The sequence below is a fragment of the Pseudomonas oryzihabitans genome (assembly GCF_001518815.1).
Lineage (GTDB): Bacteria > Pseudomonadota > Gammaproteobacteria > Pseudomonadales > Pseudomonadaceae > Chryseomonas > Chryseomonas oryzihabitans_E.
Genome location: NZ_CP013987.1, coordinates 1,737,234 through 1,753,899, shown reverse-complemented (window position 1 = coordinate 1,753,899; position 16,666 = coordinate 1,737,234). Strand labels below are relative to the sequence as shown.

Annotated in this window: 18 protein-coding genes; 7 read left to right on the top strand and 11 right to left on the bottom strand. The window is 65.7% G+C overall.

The features are described 5' to 3' along the window. Positions 1-6: 6 nt before the first annotated feature. Complete coding sequence (locus tag APT59_RS07925; protein WP_059314352.1) at positions 7-1,188, top strand: acetyl-CoA C-acetyltransferase; 1,182 nt, start codon at positions 7-9, stop codon at positions 1,186-1,188. Between the two features lie 229 nt (positions 1,189-1,417). Further along, positions 1,418-2,839 carry a short-chain fatty acid transporter gene (locus APT59_RS07920; protein WP_059314351.1) on the top strand — a complete coding sequence of 474 codons (1,422 nt, stop codon included), beginning with the start codon at positions 1,418-1,420 and terminating at the stop codon, positions 2,837-2,839. A 56-nt stretch (positions 2,840-2,895) separates the two neighbouring features. Here the strand turns inward: APT59_RS07920 and APT59_RS07915 are convergent, their stop codons facing one another. From APT59_RS07915 to APT59_RS07890, 6 genes are all read right to left on the bottom strand, one after another. Further along, the gene (locus APT59_RS07915) at positions 2,896-3,120 is read right to left on the bottom strand and encodes a hypothetical protein (protein WP_059314350.1); all 225 of its coding nucleotides are present in this window, start codon (positions 3,118-3,120) and stop codon (positions 2,896-2,898) included. Between the two features lie 130 nt (positions 3,121-3,250). Then, a complete protein-coding gene (locus tag APT59_RS07910) occupies positions 3,251-4,003 on the bottom strand; it encodes a TerC family protein (RefSeq protein ID WP_059314349.1) in 753 nt (250 codons plus the stop codon). 111 nt (positions 4,004-4,114) lie between these two features. After that, on the bottom strand, positions 4,115-4,930 hold the full coding sequence (locus APT59_RS07905) for a quaternary amine ABC transporter ATP-binding protein (RefSeq protein ID WP_059314348.1): 816 nt from the start codon (positions 4,928-4,930) through the stop codon (positions 4,115-4,117). Beyond that, a complete protein-coding gene (locus tag APT59_RS07900) occupies positions 4,927-5,778 on the bottom strand; it encodes an ABC transporter permease (RefSeq protein ID WP_059314347.1) in 852 nt (283 codons plus the stop codon). Before APT59_RS07900 ends, APT59_RS07905 begins: the two co-directional genes overlap by 4 nt. Position 5,779: 1 nt before the next feature. Further along, entirely contained in the window at positions 5,780-6,739 is a 960-nt protein-coding gene (locus APT59_RS07895) for an ABC transporter substrate-binding protein (protein WP_059314346.1), read from the bottom strand. Positions 6,740-6,826: 87 nt separating this feature from the next. Next, on the bottom strand, positions 6,827-7,504 hold the full coding sequence (locus APT59_RS07890) for a class I SAM-dependent methyltransferase (protein ID WP_059314345.1): 678 nt from the start codon (positions 7,502-7,504) through the stop codon (positions 6,827-6,829). A 158-nt stretch (positions 7,505-7,662) separates the two neighbouring features. Between APT59_RS07890 and APT59_RS07885 the strand changes: the two genes are divergently transcribed. Beyond that, on the top strand, positions 7,663-8,499 hold the full coding sequence (locus tag APT59_RS07885) for an MBL fold metallo-hydrolase (RefSeq protein ID WP_059314344.1): 837 nt from the start codon (positions 7,663-7,665) through the stop codon (positions 8,497-8,499). Between the two features lie 695 nt (positions 8,500-9,194). Here the strand turns inward: APT59_RS07885 and APT59_RS07880 are convergent. The 3 genes from APT59_RS07880 to hpxO all read right to left on the bottom strand — a co-directional run bounded on the left by APT59_RS07880 (position 9,195) and on the right by hpxO (position 12,270). Next, the gene (locus tag APT59_RS07880) at positions 9,195-9,977 is read right to left on the bottom strand and encodes a phosphate/phosphite/phosphonate ABC transporter substrate-binding protein (RefSeq protein WP_059314343.1); all 783 of its coding nucleotides are present in this window, start codon (positions 9,975-9,977) and stop codon (positions 9,195-9,197) included. A 46-nt stretch (positions 9,978-10,023) separates the two neighbouring features. Then, the gene (locus APT59_RS07875) at positions 10,024-11,037 is read right to left on the bottom strand and encodes an ABC transporter substrate-binding protein (protein WP_059314342.1); all 1,014 of its coding nucleotides are present in this window, start codon (positions 11,035-11,037) and stop codon (positions 10,024-10,026) included. 75 nt (positions 11,038-11,112) lie between these two features. Beyond that, on the bottom strand, positions 11,113-12,270 hold the full coding sequence (hpxO, locus tag APT59_RS07870) for an FAD-dependent urate hydroxylase HpxO (RefSeq protein ID WP_059314341.1): 1,158 nt from the start codon (positions 12,268-12,270) through the stop codon (positions 11,113-11,115). 292 nt (positions 12,271-12,562) lie between these two features. Here hpxO and APT59_RS07865 point away from each other — a divergent pair, with 292 nt between their 5' ends. After that, a complete protein-coding gene (locus tag APT59_RS07865) occupies positions 12,563-13,156 on the top strand; it encodes a Yip1 family protein (RefSeq protein ID WP_007159047.1) in 594 nt (197 codons plus the stop codon). 82 nt (positions 13,157-13,238) lie between these two features. Here APT59_RS07865 and APT59_RS07860 read toward each other — a convergent pair whose 3' ends face one another. Then, positions 13,239-14,015, bottom strand: coding sequence for a DODA-type extradiol aromatic ring-opening family dioxygenase (locus tag APT59_RS07860; RefSeq protein ID WP_059314340.1), 777 nt, complete (start codon positions 14,013-14,015; stop codon positions 13,239-13,241). Between the two features lie 21 nt (positions 14,016-14,036). Next, on the bottom strand, positions 14,037-14,435 hold the full coding sequence (locus APT59_RS07855; protein ID WP_156428935.1) for a DoxX family protein: 399 nt from the start codon (positions 14,433-14,435) through the stop codon (positions 14,037-14,039). A 99-nt stretch (positions 14,436-14,534) separates the two neighbouring features. Here APT59_RS07855 and APT59_RS07850 point away from each other — a divergent pair, with 99 nt between their 5' ends. The 3 genes from APT59_RS07850 to APT59_RS07840 all read left to right on the top strand — a co-directional run bounded on the left by APT59_RS07850 (position 14,535) and on the right by APT59_RS07840 (position 16,618). After that, positions 14,535-15,443, top strand: coding sequence for a LysR family transcriptional regulator (locus tag APT59_RS07850; protein ID WP_059314339.1), 909 nt, complete (start codon positions 14,535-14,537; stop codon positions 15,441-15,443). A 106-nt stretch (positions 15,444-15,549) separates the two neighbouring features. After that, positions 15,550-15,921, top strand: coding sequence for a YkgJ family cysteine cluster protein (locus APT59_RS07845; protein WP_059314338.1), 372 nt, complete (start codon positions 15,550-15,552; stop codon positions 15,919-15,921). A gap of 424 nt (positions 15,922-16,345) precedes the next feature. Next, on the top strand, positions 16,346-16,618 hold the full coding sequence (locus tag APT59_RS07840; protein WP_007159052.1) for an HU family DNA-binding protein: 273 nt from the start codon (positions 16,346-16,348) through the stop codon (positions 16,616-16,618). The last annotated feature ends 48 nt before the right edge of the window (positions 16,619-16,666 follow it).

The following is a 16,666-nucleotide window of genomic DNA, read 5'->3' as shown; positions in this document are numbered from 1 at the left end:
CCAGCCATGCAAGACGTCGTCATCGTCGCTGCCACCCGCACCGCGGTCGGCAGTTTCCAGGGTTCGCTGGCCAATGTGCCCGCCGTGGAGCTCGGCGCCACCGTCATCCGCGCCCTGCTGGAGCAGACCGGCGTGGCCCCGGCGCAGGTGGATGAAGTCATCCTCGGCCAGGTGCTCACCGCCGGCGCCGGCCAGAATCCGGCGCGCCAGGCAGCGGTCAAGGCCGGCCTGCCCCACGAGGTGCCGGCCCTGACCCTGAACAAGGTTTGCGGCTCCGGCCTCAAGGCGGTGCAACTGGCCGTCCAGGCGATCCGCTGCGGCGACGCCGAGATCGTCGTCGCCGGCGGCATGGAGAACATGAGCCTGGCGCCCTATGTGCTGCCCAAGGTGCGCGCCGGCTTGCGGCTGGGCCATGCCGAGCTGGTCGACACCATGCTCAGCGATGGCCTGTGGGATGCCTTCAACGACTACCACATGGGCCAGACCGCCGAGAATCTGGTGCAGCAGTACCAGATCAGCCGCGAGGCCCAGGACGCCTTTGCCGCCCGCTCCCAGCAGCGCGCGGCGGCAGCGGTGGAATCCGGGCGTTTCCAGGATGAGATCACGCCGATTTCCATTCCCCAGCGCAGGGGCGAGCCGCTGCTGTTCGCCACCGACGAGGGTATCCGCGCCGATACCACCGCCGAGGGGCTGGCGCGCCTCCGGCCGGCCTTCACCAAGGACGGCAGCGTCACCGCGGGCAACGCCTCCAGCCTGAACGACGGTGCCGCTGCGGTATTGGTGATGAGTGCGGCCAAGGCCACTGCCCTGGGGCTCACGCCGCTCGCCCATATCGCCGCCTATGCCAGCGCCGGGGTAGACCCGGCGATCATGGGTATCGGCCCTGTGTCGGCCACCCGCAAGACGCTGGAAAAAGCCGGCTGGCAGCTGGCCGACGTCGATCTGATCGAAGCCAACGAAGCCTTCGCCGCCCAGGCGCTGGCGGTGGGCCAGGAGCTGGGCTGGGATGACGAGAAGGTTAACGTCAACGGCGGCGCCATCGCCCTAGGCCACCCCATCGGCGCCTCCGGTTGCCGGGTGCTGGTAACCCTGCTCCACGAACTGCGTCGCCGTGACGGGCGTCGAGGCTTGGCGACCCTGTGCATCGGGGGCGGCCAGGGGGTGGCATTGGCGGTGGAGCGGCGGTAGCAATCGTAGGTTGGGTTAAGCGCAGCGAAGCCCAAAAATCCCAAGCCGCGTCCCTCATGTTGGGCTTCGACGATGGAGCCGTCTCAGCCCAACCTACGTCTCAATACGCAAGCCGTAGGGTGGGTAACGGCGCAGCCTTACCCACCTGTCCCAACGCGTGGAAAAGGCTGCGCCGTTTTCCACGCTACTGCCGATGTTTCCCTAAAAAACAACAACAAAAGGATCTCTCATGACCACCACCCCTTCCCGCGACTCGCGCAGCGCGCGATTCGCCCTGGCCTGTTCCAATTGGGCCGAACGCTGGTTTCCCGACTCCTGGGTGTTCGCCGTGCTCGCCGTGGCCGTGGTGGCCCTGGCCGCCCTTGGCATGGGTGCGCCGGCAGCCAAGACCGCCAAGGCCTTTGGCGATGGCTTCTGGAGCCTGATTCCTTTCACCATGCAGATGGCCTTCGTGGTCATTGGCGGCTATGTGGTGGCTAGCTCCGGACCGGCCGCGCGACTGATCGAGCGGCTGGCGCGGGTGCCCCGAACCGGGCGTGGTGCGGTGTGCTGGGTGGCCCTGGTCGCCATGCTCGCCTCCCTGCTCAACTGGGGCCTTAGCCTGGTGTTCGGCGGCCTGCTGGTGCGCGCCTTGGCGCGACGTGAAGAACTCAAGATGGACTATCGCGCCGCCGGTGCCGCCGCCTACCTCGGCCTGGGCGCGGTCTGGGCCCTGGGGCTGTCGTCTTCGGCGGCGCAGCTGCAGGCCAACCCGGCCAGCCTGCCCCCGTCGATCCTGGCCATTACCGGGGTAATCCCGTTCAGCCAGACGCTGTTCCTCTGGCAATCCGGGGCCCTGCTGCTGGTGCTGCTGGTGGTCTCGGCGGTGATCGCCTATGTCACCGCACCGGGTCCGGACAGCGCGCGCGATGCCCGCGCCTGTGGCGTCGACGTCACCCCGGCACCCAAGGCCGCCGACAAGCCGACCCGTCCGGGCGAATGGCTCGAATACAGTCCGATCCTGATCGTGCTGCTGGTCTTGCTGGCTGCGGGCTGGCTGGTACAGGAATTCGCCAGCAAGCCGGCCATCGAGGCCATCTCCGGGCTGAACACCTACAACCTGCTGTTCATCAGCGTGGGGGCCCTGCTGCACTGGCGGCCGCGGCATTTCCTCGACGCCGTGGCCCGGGCCGTGCCGGCCACCACCGGGGTGCTGATCCAGTTCCCGCTGTACGGGTCCATCGCCGCCATCCTGACCAAGGTCAACGGCGCCGATGGCCAGACTCTGGCGCACCATATCGCCGCGTTCTTCACGCAGATCGCCACCCACGACACCTACGCCCTGTTGATGGGGGTCTATTCGGCGCTGCTGGGGTTCTTCATCCCCTCGGGCGGGGGCAAGTGGATCATCGAGGCGCCCTATGTGATGCAGGTAGCCAACGACCTGCAGTATCACCTGGGCTGGGCGGTACAGATCTACAACGCCGCCGAGGCACTGCCGAATCTGATCAATCCCTTCTACATGCTGCCGCTGCTGGGCGTGCTGGGGCTGAAGGCGCGCGACCTGGTCGGCTTTTCCTTCGTGCAGCTGCTGGTCCATGCACCCCTGGTGCTGGTGCTGCTGTGGCTGTTGGGGGGAACGTTGGCGTATCTGCCGCCGGTACACCCGTAGCTCGGGTGGGGCGCAGAAGGTAAAGCGGGAGGGGTAAAGCGGAAGCCGGCTGAATCTCAGCCGGCGATGGCCAGACGGGTACTATCGATGATGGCCTGCAGGCGGCTTGGGGTGCTGTATTCGTCGCGGTAGATCCGGCGGGTGTGCTTGGCCACGCCATGCTCGTTGACGACGATGAAGGAAAAACCACGCTTGCTGGGGGCGTCGATGACGCAGCTCATCGGCGCGAAGGCGGCGCTGAGGGCATGCATGGCGTTCTGGGCTTGGGCTTGTATGTTCATGACTTCAGTTGTAAACCTCACGTGTGACGCTGCTATGACAAGGGGCTAGAACGATAGTGCCTAGGTTCTCGAGTTATAGTTAGCAATAGACGTGCCGGAATGTAACAAAGCCTTCCAGCACGCCTTTTTCTCATTTGCCAGCTGGCTGCTGGCGACGCTTGGCCCGCCGCGACAGCATGTTCAGACCCTCGATCAGCGCCGAGAAGGCCATGGCTGCATAGATGTAGCCCTTGGGTACATGGGCGCCGAAGCCCTCGGCGATCAGGGTCATGCCGATCATGATCAGGAAACCCAGCGCCAGCATCACGACAGTGGGGTTCCTGTCGATGAACTTGGCCAAGGGGTCGGCCGCCAGCAACATGACGGTCACCGCCACCACCACCGCGATCACCATCACCGGCAGGTGCTCGGTCATGCCCACGGCGGTGATGATGCTGTCCACCGAGAACACCAGGTCCAGCAAGAGGATCTGCACGATGGCGGAGCCGAACGCCAGGGTCGCCGTCTCGCCGCCCTTGGTCAGGGCGCTGTCAGGCTCGGGGTCGACGTTGTGATGGATCTCCTTGGTCGCCTTCCACAACAGGAACAGGCCACCGGCGATGAGGATCAGGTCCTTCCAGGAAAAGCTCTTGCCGAAGACCTCAATGATCGGCTCGGTGAGCTGGACGATCCAGGCCACGGTACCGAGCAGACCCAGACGCAGGACCAGCGCCAGGCTGATGCCGATGCGACGGCCCTTCTGCTGCTGGTGGACAGGCAGCTTGTTGGTCAGGATGGAGATGAAGATCAGGTTGTCGATGCCGAGCACCACCTCCATCACGATCAGGGTGGCCAGCGCGGCCCAGACGGTAGGGTCAGCGGCGAGTTGTAGCAGATAGTCCATTGCGGCGCGGTTCCAGTGGGAAGAGAAAGGCCTGACAGGGTCAGGCCGCAGGTCTCACCATCAGAGCGTCACGCCTGTGAAATGCTCGTGAAGGCCTCTGCCACAATTGTTTCAAACTGTCGCAGCGGTGCGCCGCTGGACGAAGCGGGCCACGTAGTCGTCGGCCGGCTGGCCGAGGATGTCCGCGGGAGTACCCACCTGCACAAGGCGACCATCGCGCAGAATGGCGATGCGATTGCCCAGGCGCAGTGCCTCGTCCAGGTCGTGGGTGATGAAGACGATGGTCTTGTGCAGCCGCTGTTGCAGTTCCAGCAGTTGTTCCTGCATCTCGGCACGGATCAGCGGATCGAGGGCGGAAAAGGCCTCGTCCATCAGGATGATCTCGGTATCCGCGGCCAGGGCGCGGGCCAGGCCGACCCGTTGGCGCATGCCACCGGAGAGCTGATGCGGCCACTTGCCCTCGTAGCCGGCCAGGCCGACCACCTCCAGCCAGTGCAATGCCCGTTCCCGGCACACCGCCTTGGGCTCGCCGCGGACCTTGAGGCCGTAGGCGACGTTGTCCAGCACCCGTCGGTGCGGCAAGAGGCCAAAGCTCTGGAACACCATGCTGATGCGCTGACGCCGCAACTCGCGCAGCGCCGGCAGCGGCAGTTGCAGGATGTCCTGGCCATCGATGAGGATGCGCCCGCTGCTCGGGTCGATCAGCCGGTTGAAGTGACGCACCAGGGTCGACTTGCCGGACCCGGACAGCCCCATGATGACGAAGATCTCGCCCTCGGCGATTTCCAGGGACAGGTCGTCCACGCCCACCACGCAACCGGTGCGCGCAAGGATCTCGGCCTTGTCATGCCCCTCGCGGAGCAAGGCCAGGGCCGCCTGTTCGCGCTTGCCGAAGATCTTGGAGACCCGTTCGACGACGATTTTCATCGCTCCACCTCGTGGCGCTGACGACCGTAGGCCTGGGTGATGCGGTCGATCACCACGGCCAGGATGACAATGGCCAGGCCCGCCTGCAGGCCCTTGCCCACGTCCAGGGTCTGGATGCCAACCAGCACTTCCTCACCGAGGCCGCGGGCGCCAATCATGGAGGCGATCACCACCATGGACAGCGCCATCATGGTGGTCTGGTTGATGCCGGCCATGATGCTCGGCAGCGCCAGCGGCAACTGCACGCCGAACAGCTGCTGCCAGCGACTGGCGCCAAAGGCGTTGACCGCTTCCATGACCTCGCGATCGACCTGGCGGATACCCAGATCGGTGAGGCGGATCAAGGGTGGTGCGGCATAGATCACCGTGGCGAAGATCGCCGGCACCTTGCCCAGGCCGAACAGCATCAGCACCGGGATCAGGTACACGAAGCTGGGCATGGTCTGCATGATGTCCAGTAGCGGCATCAGCACCAGGCGCAGGCGAGCGCTACGGGCGCAGAGGATGCCCAGGGGTATGCCGATGATCACCGCGATGGCGGTGGCCACCAGCACCAGCGCCAGGGTCTGCATCAGCTTGTCCCACAGCCCCAGGGCACCGACCAGGAACAGCAGGCCGGTGATCAGCAGGGTCGGCAGTACCCGTCGGGTGGCATGGGCGGCCAGGGCCGCGACGATCAGCAACAGCGCCCACCAGGGGGTGCTGCGCAGCAGGCCTTCGAGCCAGACGATGGCCTGTAGCAGGGTGTCGGAGACGGTGCGGAAGACATCGCCGTAGCGGGTCACCAGCCAGTCGACGCCGCGATTGACGGCGTCGGCGAAGGAAAAGGTCAGGCCTTCGGGAAACATCCTAGAGCGCCGCCTGGATCTTGCTGCGCGCTGCCGCGTCGGTCACCCAGGCCTGCCAGAGTTCGGGATGGGCCTTGAGCAGCGCCTTGGCGGCGGCAGGCGCGTCCTGCTTGGCTTCGGCCTGTTCGGCCAGGGTGCGGTTGAGCAGGTCGATGGGCACATTGACGCGGCTCAGCACGGCGACCAGTTCAGGGGCGCCGTCGTGGAAGGGTTTGGAGAGTCCGGCCTGCACCTGGATGTGCTTCTCCTCGCCGTCGCGCGGCTTGAGCTGCACCATATCGACCCGGCCCAGCAGCGGCGTCGGCGACCAGTAGTAGGTGAGGATCGGCTGCTTGCGCCGGGTGGCCGAGACGATGGCAGCGTCCAGCGCCGGCCCGGTGCCGGGGCGGAAGTTGGTGTATTTGTCGCTCAGGCCATAGCTCTGCAGCATCTGGGTGTTTTCCAATTCGCAGGTCCAGCCGGCCGGGCAGTTATAGAAGCGGCCCTTGCCCGGCTCTTCCGGATCGCGGAACAGCTCGGCGTACTGACCCAGGTCGGCGATGCTCTTCAAGTTGGGCGCCTTGGCACCCTTGCCCTCCACCAGGTAGCGCGGCACGTACCAGCCCTCGGTGGCGCCTTCGATAGGGGCGCCTACGCCAACCACCTTGCCAGCTGCGGCGGCCTTGTTCCAGACCTCGCTGCGGCCGATCCACTCCTCGGCGAATACCTGAATGTCGTTGTTGCCCAGGGCTTGCTCCAGGGTGATGGAGTTGCCGGGGATGCTGTCCACCTTGCAGTCATAACCGTGCTGCAGGACGAAGCCCATCAATTCGGTGAGCAGCATGCCGCTTTCCCAGTTCACCCCAGCGAACTTCACCGGCTTGCTGGCGCACCAGCTGTCGGCCTGGGCAGTGCCGGCGGCCAGCAGGCCAAGGGAGAGGCCGGCGGCCAGGAGGGAACGGCGGGGAAAGGCTGTGGGCATGAGAGGCTCCGTCTGCACTGGGAGGGCCAGGACGGCAGAGCCGTTCCGCTGGCGATCCTACCTTGGTCAGCGCCGAAGGCTCAGGGTTCAGCCGAAGGCTCTGGCACTGCCTGCGTGGGGCTCACGGGCGCTGAACAGCGCCACCCGACCCACTTGGCGCAACTCGACCTGGACGAAATGCCGACGCAACTCACGCTCGAGATCCGCCAGGGTATCGCCCGCGTTGCCGAAGATGCCCTTGCGGTTGTACAGGGTCATCAGCCGTTGGCCAAAGCCGTTGTGGCCCGCGGCGTCGCCCAGGATGGTGGCGCCGAATACCACGCCACCGGGTGCCAGTACTGGTGCGAGCTGGGCGAACGCCCGCCCCTTCTGCGCCAGGCTGCCCGGCAGGCAGTGCAGCAGATAGAACAGGGCGATGGAATCGAAGGGGCCAACCGCAGCGTCCAGCGGCTCCAGCACATCGTGGCGCAGGGTTCGGGCCAGACGCCCTAGACGCGCGCGGGCGGCGGTGAGACTGGCGGGGTTGAGATCCAGCAGGGTGACCTCGGTGTCGGCCGGCAGATCCGCCTTGGCCAGGTAGTAGCCGGTGCCCACGCCCACCTCGAGATGACGTCGACCGACGTGCTGGCGGAAGAACGGCAGCAGGACCTCGCCGGTGGGACAGCCCCAGGCGTACCGATTGGAAATCCCCAGTACCCAGGCGTCGTAGAGGCGCAGGGTAAGAGGCGAATAGACGGCGGCGCCCGCCTGGCTGTCGCTACCCAAGAGTCGTGCTCCGGTCGATTGATCGTCGCCACCCTAGGCCTGCCGGCCCTTGCTGGCAAGCATCAGCGCCAGCAGGGTCGCCTGAGCGGACGGCCGTTGCGCTCGAACTTTGTCCGCCCTCGCCTCTTCTACCGGAGAACATTCTCACGGAGCCCACCATGCGTATCCATCACCTCAACTGTGGCTGCATGTGCCCCCTGGGTGGGGCACTGTACGACGGTTTCAGCCGTGGCCTCGCCGCGCACCTCGCCTGCCATTGCCTGCTGGTGGAGACGGACCGGTCCGGTCTGGTGCTGGTGGATACCGGTTTCGGTGAAGCCGACCTCAAGGAGCGCGGTCGGCGGCTGAGTCCCTTCTTCCGGCTGATGAATCGCATCCAGTACGACCCCGAGCTCAGCGCCCTGGCGCAGATTCGCCGCCTGGGTTTTCGTCCGGGCGATGTTCGCCATATCGTGCTGACCCACCTGGACTTCGATCACGCGGGCGGCCTGGATGACTTTCCCCAGGCCCAGGTCCATGTGCTCCAGCGTGAGTGGGACGCCCAGCGCCAGCGCCACGGCTTCATCGGCCGCCGTCGCTACAGCCCGGCGCAGTGGGAAGGGATCCGCCACTGGAATTTCCATGAACCCCAGGGCGAGCAGTGGAACGGCTTCGCCAGCGTGCGTGACCTGCCTGGGCTGCCGCCGGAGATCCTGATGATCCCGCTGCCCGGTCATACCCCGGGCCATGCCGGCATCGCCATCCAGCATGAGGGCGGCTGGCTGCTGCACGCCGGTGACGCCTACTTCTACCGCGACGAGATGGGCCGCCCCGAGCGTCACTGCACGCCGGGCCTGAGGTTCTACCAGCGCCTGATGGAAGACGACCGCGCCAGCCGCCTGGACAACCAGGCCCGCCTGCGCGAACTCTCCCTGCGCCAGGATCTGGGGCTGACACTGTTCTGCAGCCATGACCTGATGGAGTTTCGGCGGTTACAGGAGGGAGTGCCAGCGTAGGTTGGTCGAGGGCAGCGAAGCCCAAAGGGCGGAGTCCACATGTTGGGCTTCGACTGTGGAGTCGTCTCGACCCAACCTACGATGCTCATCGCGGCCATGGGCTGCTCCTACAAAGGCATGATGTCCCGTAGGCGCGGCCCATGGCCGCGATGGGTCGGAACGCAGCGCCAACGGTGCCAGGCCTGGCCCCTTCATGTTTGGGCTTCGACGATAGAGCCGTCTCAACCCAGCCTACGATGCTCATCGCGGCCATGGGCCGCTCCTACAGAGGCATGCTGTCCCGTAGGAGCGGCCCATGGCCGCGATGGGTCGGAACGCCGCAGCAACGGCGCCAGGCCTGGTCCCTTCATGTTTGGGCTTCGACGATGGAGCCGCCTCAACCCAACCTACGACGCTCATCGCGGCCATGGACCGCTCCTACAAAGGCATGCTCTCCTGTAGGAGCGGCCCATGGCCGCGATGGGTCGGAACGCAGCGCCAACGGTGCCAGGCCTGCCCCTTCATGTTTGGGCTTCGACGATAGAGCCGTCTCAACCCAACCTACGACGCTCATCGCGGCCATGGGCTGCTCCTACAGAGGCATGCTGTCCCGTAGGAGCGGCCCATGGCCGCGATGGGTCGGAACGCGGCAGCAACGGTGCCAGGCCTGGATCCTTCATGTTTGAGCTTCGATGATGGCGCTGTCTCATCCCAACCTACGCAATCACCGGATAGCCCTGCTCCAACGCCTCGCGGCGCCAGTCCAGCAGGGGCAGATAGGTCGCTTCGTCTACTGCGGTGAAGCCCTCGATGGCGAGGCGTTCGGCCAGCTCGGGATCGGCGGCCAGGCTGTCGCTTAGTGCCTCACGCAAAGCCTGAACCTCCGCATCGGAGCGACTGGCCGCGGTGATAAAGGGCAGCGCCGGACTCCAGCGGGTACGCTGCAGCGGGCGCAGACCGGCCACTCGCTCGGGTTCAGCGCGCTGCAGGTAGCCATAGGTCACGGCGTCCACCGCGGCCACGTCGGCGTGCCCCTGCTGCAACAGCGCCAGGCTGTTGGCATGGCTCTCGCTGACGATCACTTCGCCAAAGAAGCGCCCGCGCTCGGCCAGGGGGGCCACGGCCTGGCGCAGGAGATTCATGCCGGTGTTGGAATCCAGGCTGTTGAGCGCCACGCGCTTACCGCGCAGGTCCGCGAGGCTGCTCGCTTCGAGGGTTTCGGGTACCAGGATGAAGGCGCAATGCTCGGCGCCTTCGCAGCCATCGAAGCGGTAACGCGGCGCAGCGACCAGGCGCACCTGGCCGCGCAGTCGGGTGGCCCAGGGATAGCCGCAGGTCTGGGCCAGCAGCAGCTCGGGATGGCTCCAGAGCGCAGGCAGCTCTTCGGGCGCAGGTTCGAGCGTCGTCCCCAGGCGTAGTGCCACGGCCTCGGCGAGCTGGCGATAGGCATCGCGCACCTCGGCGGGCTCGACGTACATGGTAAGGGCGGCAACGGTCATGGGCGGCTCCAGTACGGAAAACCGCCATTATCCTCTATCACTGCACTTAGAGCGCCGCCTTCACCCGCTCGGCGTTTTCCGCCGGCAGCCAGGATGTCCAGACCTCCGGATGCTCCTTGAGGAAACGCTTGGCCACCACCTGGGCGTCTTCACGCTTCTCCGCCATGCCCGCGAGGATGCCGTTGAACTGGTCGAGGGGGAATTCGACCTTTTCGAACAGCGCCACCAAAGCTGGCGCCTTGTCATGCAGGTCGCGGGAGACGCCGATGGTGATCTTGGCCGGCAGCGAGCGCGATGGCAGTGGATCGGGGTTCTTGGGATCCGACAGCGTCGCCCAGGCTTTCTCGCTGAAGGGCGGTTCTTCCAGCTGAACCAGCTTGTAGCGGCCCATCAAGGGGGTCGGCGACCAATAGTAGAAGAGCACCGGCTCGCCGCGGCGCATGGCAGTGGCGATGGCGGCGTCCAGCGCAGGGCCGGTGCCAGTGCGGAAGTTGGTGTAGCTGTCGGTGAGCTTGTAGGCCTTGAGCTTCTGACTGTTGACGATCTCGCAGGTCCAGCCGGTCGGGCAGTTGAGGAAGCGGCCCTTGCCTGGCTCTTCCGGATCGCGGAACAGCTCTTTATAGCGGGGCAGATCGGCCACGCTCTTCAGATCCGGCGCCTTGGCCTTGATACCGCGAGCGGGATCGCCCTTGACCAGGTATTCCGGCACCCACCAGCCTTCGGTGGCGCCCTTGACCGTCTCGCCCACGGCAAAGACCTTGCCGGCCTTTTCCGCCGCGCGCCAGGCCGGGCTGCGCCCGGCCCACTGCTCGCCGGTGACCTGGATGTCGTTTTGTGCCAGGGCGTTTTCCAGCGTCACGGTATTGCCCGGCACGCTGTCGGTCTGGCAACCGTAGCCCTTCTCCACCAGCAGGCGCAGGACCTCGGTGGTGAACATGCCGCTTTCCCAGTTGGGTCCGGCGAATTTCACCGTTTGCGGATAGGGGCAGCCGCCATCGGCGGCGAAGGCCAGCGGAGCGATGGCGAAGCTGGCGAGGGTCAGGGCGAGACGCAGACGCATGGGCTAACTCTCCGACGAGGACGTGGGCTTTTCGACCCCCGGCACTGCCAATCGTCACCGTGGGCCAGGGCTAATTCACAGCGGGCCGCCATCGGCGGTCTTGCGCAGGCCGGCGATCACCGTCTCCCCGGTTTCGCGGGCCAATTCAGCGTACCAGGCCTGGGTGGCCAGGGGCTCGTGGCCATGGGTGATCTCGCAGCGCTTGCGCGCTCGCTCGACGATCCCGGCGACCCGCTCCAGGCGCGCCTGCTCATAGGCCTGGAGTGCCACGCGCGGATCGGCGTCTGCCTCCAGGCACCGCGCCAGCACCCAGGCGTCTTCCATGGCCTGGCAACCGCCCTGCCCCAGATCCGGCGCCATGGCATGGGCGGAATCGCCCAGCAAGGCCACCCGTCCCCGTACCAGCGTCGGCAGCGGACGGGTATCGTGGATTTCCACGCGAGCCACGCCCTGAGGATCCAGGCGCTCGATGAGGCGCTGCACCGGCGGTGCCCAGCCGGCGAAGTGCGCGGCCAGCTCCGCGCGGTACAGATCGCGCTCGTTGGGCGTGCCCTTGGGCAGGGGCACATCGAAGAAGAAATAGAATTCGCCGCCGCCCATGGGCATCAGCGAGACGCGCTGGTGATCCCCGACGAATTGCGCCCATTCGTGCTCGTCCGCCAGCTCCGGCGCGATGGCGACCCGGCCATTCCAATTCACGTAGCCACAGTATTCCCGGGTGATCGCCTGCCCCACCACCCGATCCCGCAAGCGCGAGTGGGTGCCATCGGCGGCGATCAGCAGATCGGCTCGCTCGCGACGACCGTCGCTGAGCTGCACGGTCACGGCGTCCGCGTCCTGTGCGAAATCCTCGCAAGCGACGCCCAGGGTCACCCGTTCGGTCCCCACGGCGTCCAGTAACAGTCGCTGCAGGTGGGCGCGGGCGATGGGACGCGCCGGGCGGTCAACCGCCTTATAGAGAGGCAGCAGGCTGAAGCGGGTGAGCAAACGCCCCTCGCGATCGTGATAGCTCATGGTCTGCATATCGCCGCTCACCGCCGCGATAGCCGGTCCGAGGCCGAGGCATTCGAGCACCTTGACGCCGTTTGGCCAGATGGAGAGAGCCGCGCCGATGGGGGCCAGGCCCTGCGCCCGCTCGAACAGGCGGACCCGATGCCCGGCCTGACCGAGCGCCAGGGCGGCAGTAAGGCCGCCCATGCCGGCACCGGCGATGATGATGTCGAGAGATGGCATGGCGGGCCTCGCATGGCGGTAACAGATGCCTTGAGCAAGCAATATCCTGTCCAGGTGGTCAGGTATCGAGCGTAGGGCACCAACGAGCGATACCGCATAAAAAAGTGCACCGGACTGGTGCCCCATGACCATTGGTCGCTTCGTTTCCAGGCAGACTGCCCTTCGTCGGCTCGCATGACGCATTGCAGAGCTCTTCTATACTCCAAAGGTAGTCGCCAGTTGCGTGAGACACAGCGTTCGCCATCCCATAGAGGCCCGCTTGCGGCGACCACAGCGGGTGAGGAGCAGAATCATGATCAATCATGTCTGGGGCCTGCTGGCCCATCCCGATCGCGAGTGGCAACAGATTCGTCGCGAAGGGGAAACCGTCGGGCACTTCTTTGCCCATCACGTCGCCTTCCTGGCCGCCATTCCCGTCGTTGCCTCGCTGGTGGGTACCACCACCTTCGGCTGGCGCTTCGGCGGCGGCGAAGCCCATGTACTGGATCTACCTACCGCCGTGGTGCTGGCGGTTATCAGCTATGCGCTGATCATGGCCGCGGTGGTGGCCATGGGACACGTGATCCATTGGCTGGCGCGGCGCTATCCGGATCGGCCCAGTGCCAATCGCTGCATTCTCTTCGCCGGCTATGTAGCCACGCCCATGTTGCTGAGCGGGCTGGTGGGCTTCTATCCACTGGTGTGGTTGTGCGCAATCGCCGGGATCGTCGGCCTGGCCTATTCGGCCTACCTGCTCTACACCGGCATCCCCTCCTTCCTCAACATCGACCAGCGGGAAGGCTTCATCATGTCCGGCTCCACCCTGGCCATCGGGGTGCTGGTGCTGGAAGTGCTGATGGCTACTACGGTGCTGATGTGGGGCTACGGTCCGGAGCTGTTCGGCTGAGGAGCGATGCCTGCAGCGAACAGTTTCGTCCGAAAGACAAGGGCCCGGGTCAGCGATTGACCCGGGCTTTCTTTTTGAGCGGCTAGTGGCGGGAAAAGCCGTAGAGATCCATGGCCAGGATGCGATGGGCGATGCCGTCGTGGTGGACCTGGAAGCTGCCTTGCGGATCCGCTGCACCGAGGGCGACGAAGAGCGGCAACAGGTGCTCGTCGGTAGGATGCGCCTGGCGGGCACCCGGTGCCTGGCGCCGGTAATCGAGCAAGGCCTCCAGATCCCGCTCGCGCAGACGGCCCTGGATCCACTGCTGGAAGTTCCGCACATAGCCAGGTGACTCGTCACCGCCACGGCGGAAATCACCCAGGTTGTGGGTCAGGCTGCCGGAGCCGATCAGCAGGGTATCGGCGGGTAGCACCCGGGTCAGCGCCTGACCCAGGGCGAAATGGTACTCCGGTCCGCGAGCGGCGCTCATCGACAGGGGTACCACGGGGATCCGAGCGTCGGGATAGAGATAGCGCAAAGGCACCCAGGCGCCATGGTCCAGTCCCTGCTCACCGGTTTCGGCCTCCCAGCCCTGGTCACGTAGCCCCTGAGCCAGCTGGTCGGCCAGTGCCGGAGCGCCAGGCGCAGGATAATCCAGCCGGTAGAGGGCCTCGGGAAAGCCATGGAAGTCATGGACGGTGGCCGGCCGCTTGGCGTTGCCGAATACCGGTATCCGGGTATCGAAGTGCGCCGACACCATGACGATGGCCGCCGGGGTCGGCAGGGCCTGCCCCAGGGCGCGCCAGGCCTCGCCCGCCGCGCCGGCATCGAGCGCCTCCATGGGCGAGCCGTGGGAAACGAACAAGGTGGGAAGCGACATGGTGGCGACCTCGTAGGGTGATCAGGCGTGCTTGCGGGCATCCCAGGAGAGCCGACCTGCGCCCAGCAGGGCCAGGGCAGCGGCGGTCACGGCAAGGAAGATCGGATATTCCCAGCCGCCGTTGGGATTGGAGAAGGACCAGCCGTTGCCGAAATGGACCGTCGCGGCCGCGAACAGTTGGACGGCGGCCACTGCCGCGACCGGACGCACCCAGGCGCCCAGGATCAAGAGCACGCCCGCGCCCAGTTCGAAGAAGGTGACCGGATACGCCATCCAGCCAGGAAAGCCCACCGAGGCGAAGAAGCCCGCCGTGCCCGGCAGGGTAAACACCAGCAACTTGGTCAGGCCATGGGCAAGGAACATGGTGCCCAGGGCGAGGCGCAGTAACAGGGCGGCATGGGACGAGGTGCGGTCGGTCATGATGATTCTCGGACAGGAAGATGAGCCTATTGTCCTGTTTCCAAGCAGCGAATAAAGGCGCACCCTGGGAATGAACTGTGCACGTATTGGAAACAATCTTTGGATACGTTGAGATCCCTGCAAGCCTTCATCAAGATCGTCGAACTGGGCAGCCTGACAGCCGCGGCCGAGCGTCTGGAGCTGTCTCGCTCGGCGCTCACCAAGCACCTGGCCGCCCTGGAACGGCACTACGGCACCCGCCTGTTGCAACGTACCACCCGTACCCTGAGCCTGACCGAGGCCGGTCGTACACTCTATGAAGGGCTCGTGCCGCTGCTGGGCGATCTGGACGTGCTGGAGCAGCGCCTGCAGGAGGGCCACGAGCGCCCTCGCGGACGGCTCAGGGTCAGTGCCCCCCTCACCTTCGGTGTGCGCCACCTAGCGCCCCTGGTGAGCAGCTTCCTGCATGAGTATCCGGACGTCTCCATCGACCTGGAACTGAGTGATCGGCCGGTGCGCCTGGTCGAGGAGGGTTTCGATCTGGCCGTGCGCATCGGCGAGCTGAGCGACTCCAGCCTGGTGGCACAGCCGCTGGGGGCGGTGGAACTGTTCATCTGCGCCGCGCCCGCCTATCTGCAGCGCCATGGTCGCCCTGAGCATCCCGCCGAATTGCGCCAGCATCGCTGCCTGCTCTACAGCTACGCCAGCGATGGCGACGACTGGGAATTCCAGCGGGAGGGAGAGCGTCTGCAGGTCAAGGTCAGCGGGCATCTGCGCGCCAACAATGGCAGTGTCCTGCACCAGGCGGCGCTGGACGGCCACGGCATCATTCGCCAGCCGGATTTCCTGGTGAGTGCCGATTTGGCGACGGGTCGGCTGGAGCGCTTGTTCGCCCCCTGGCATACCCAGGCCATCGCCATCCACGCCCTCTATCCTCATCGGCGACTGGTACCGGCCAAGGTACGGCTGTTCATCGCCTGGCTGCAGCGACATCTGGTCACACCCGGACACCTGAAAAGACTGCCGTAGGTCGCCGCCGAACGGTCGTTGCGGGGGGCTTCGCAGCTTGCTGGGGCTTGCCTAGAATCCGCGTCTGTCCCGCCGGCGCTGCCGGTTCCTGCGATGGCGTTCGTCCATGTCGACCGAGAATCCCTGCCTCAACTGTGGCGCCTGCTGCGCCCATTTCCGCGTGTCTTTCTATTGGGGCGAATGCCAGTCGGCAGGCGGCCTGGTACCCGACTACCTGACCGTCGCGGTCAGCCCCCATCTGGCGGCCATGCAGGGCACCGAGCAGAAGCCGGTACGCTGCGTGGCGCTGCTGGGCGAGGTGGGCTGCGGTACCCGCTGTACCGTCTACGAGAACCGCTCTAGCACCTGCCGCGAGTTCACCGCCGCCTGGGAGAACGGCGAAGCCAATCCCCACTGCGATGCCGCCCGCGCCGCCTATGGTCTACCACCTCTTACGCCACCGCTGCAGCCCCAGCTTTCTCCTGACCGGGTAGCCTAGGCGCTGTACCAAAACCAGCAGCGCTGGGTGATGCTTCGCTGCAAAACCCCTGGGCACCAGCGCGGTAAGGGTGGCGCCGTCGCCGTGCTCATTCACTACGCGTGAACTACGCTTGCGTAGCGTTTTCACCTCGCCTCACCCTCGCTCGCGACTTTTCGTTCGGCGCCTGGAGGAAACCAAACGGCCATCGGCGCTGCCCAAAAAGGCGACGGCTGGGCTGTGAAGCGTGGAAAATGCAGTGCGGATCAGGTTTTCACGCCCCTGCCAGATCGAATACCCTATCGTTCTTTCGCCCGCTATGCGTATCCTGTAGCGCCGAACAACAAGGCTGCTTCAACCGGCCACGTAGAGGCTCACAAAGGCTCTACGCAAGGCAAAGCTGCCGCTATACTGCCTGGCCAATACTCACACATGGAGTTTTTACATGAATAAAGCTGAGCTGATCGACGCCATTGCCGCGTCTGCCGACCTGCCCAAGGCCACCGCTGCCAAAGCCCTGGACGCCTTCACCACTGCGGTGACCGACGCCCTGAAGCAAGGCGACAGCGTCAGCCTGGTCGGTTTCGGAACTTTCGCAGTAAAAGAGCGCGCTGCTCGCGAAGGCCGCAACCCGCAGACCGGTGCCACCATCAAGATCGCCGCTGCCAAGCTGCCCGGCTTCAAGCCCGGCAAAGGCCTGAAAGACGCCGTCAGCTAAGACTGCGTTGGTCGATTCTTGTCTTCCGGGCGCTCAAGAGCGCTTCGG

Bases quoted from the DNA above. Each gene is read 5' to 3' on its own strand.
- APT59_RS07905 (WP_059314348.1), bottom strand. From the start codon at position 4,930: ATGAAAATCGTCGTCGAACGGGTCTCCAAGATCTTCGGCAAGCGCGAA.
- APT59_RS07855 (WP_156428935.1), bottom strand. From the start codon at position 14,435: ATGACCGACCGCACCTCGTCCCATGCCGCCCTGTTACTGCGCCTCGCC.
- APT59_RS07840 (WP_007159052.1), top strand. From the start codon at position 16,346: ATGAATAAAGCTGAGCTGATCGACGCCATTGCCGCGTCTGCCGACCTG.
- APT59_RS07865 (WP_007159047.1), top strand. From the start codon at position 12,563: ATGATCAATCATGTCTGGGGCCTGCTGGCCCATCCCGATCGCGAGTGG.
- APT59_RS07900 (WP_059314347.1), bottom strand. From the start codon at position 5,778: ATGTTTCCCGAAGGCCTGACCTTTTCCTTCGCCGACGCCGTCAATCGC.
- APT59_RS07845 (WP_059314338.1), top strand. From the start codon at position 15,550: ATGTCGACCGAGAATCCCTGCCTCAACTGTGGCGCCTGCTGCGCCCAT.
- APT59_RS07860 (WP_059314340.1), bottom strand. From the start codon at position 14,015: ATGTCGCTTCCCACCTTGTTCGTTTCCCACGGCTCGCCCATGGAGGCG.
- APT59_RS07880 (WP_059314343.1), bottom strand. From the start codon at position 9,977: ATGACCGTTGCCGCCCTTACCATGTACGTCGAGCCCGCCGAGGTGCGC.
- APT59_RS07915 (WP_059314350.1), bottom strand. From the start codon at position 3,120: ATGAACATACAAGCCCAAGCCCAGAACGCCATGCATGCCCTCAGCGCC.
- APT59_RS07920 (WP_059314351.1), top strand. From the start codon at position 1,418: ATGACCACCACCCCTTCCCGCGACTCGCGCAGCGCGCGATTCGCCCTG.
- hpxO (WP_059314341.1), bottom strand. From the start codon at position 12,270: ATGCCATCTCTCGACATCATCATCGCCGGTGCCGGCATGGGCGGCCTT.
- APT59_RS07910 (WP_059314349.1), bottom strand. From the start codon at position 4,003: ATGGACTATCTGCTACAACTCGCCGCTGACCCTACCGTCTGGGCCGCG.
- APT59_RS07885 (WP_059314344.1), top strand. From the start codon at position 7,663: ATGCGTATCCATCACCTCAACTGTGGCTGCATGTGCCCCCTGGGTGGG.
- APT59_RS07925 (WP_059314352.1), top strand. From the start codon at position 7: ATGCAAGACGTCGTCATCGTCGCTGCCACCCGCACCGCGGTCGGCAGT.
- APT59_RS07895 (WP_059314346.1), bottom strand. From the start codon at position 6,739: ATGCCCACAGCCTTTCCCCGCCGTTCCCTCCTGGCCGCCGGCCTCTCC.
- APT59_RS07875 (WP_059314342.1), bottom strand. From the start codon at position 11,037: ATGCGTCTGCGTCTCGCCCTGACCCTCGCCAGCTTCGCCATCGCTCCG.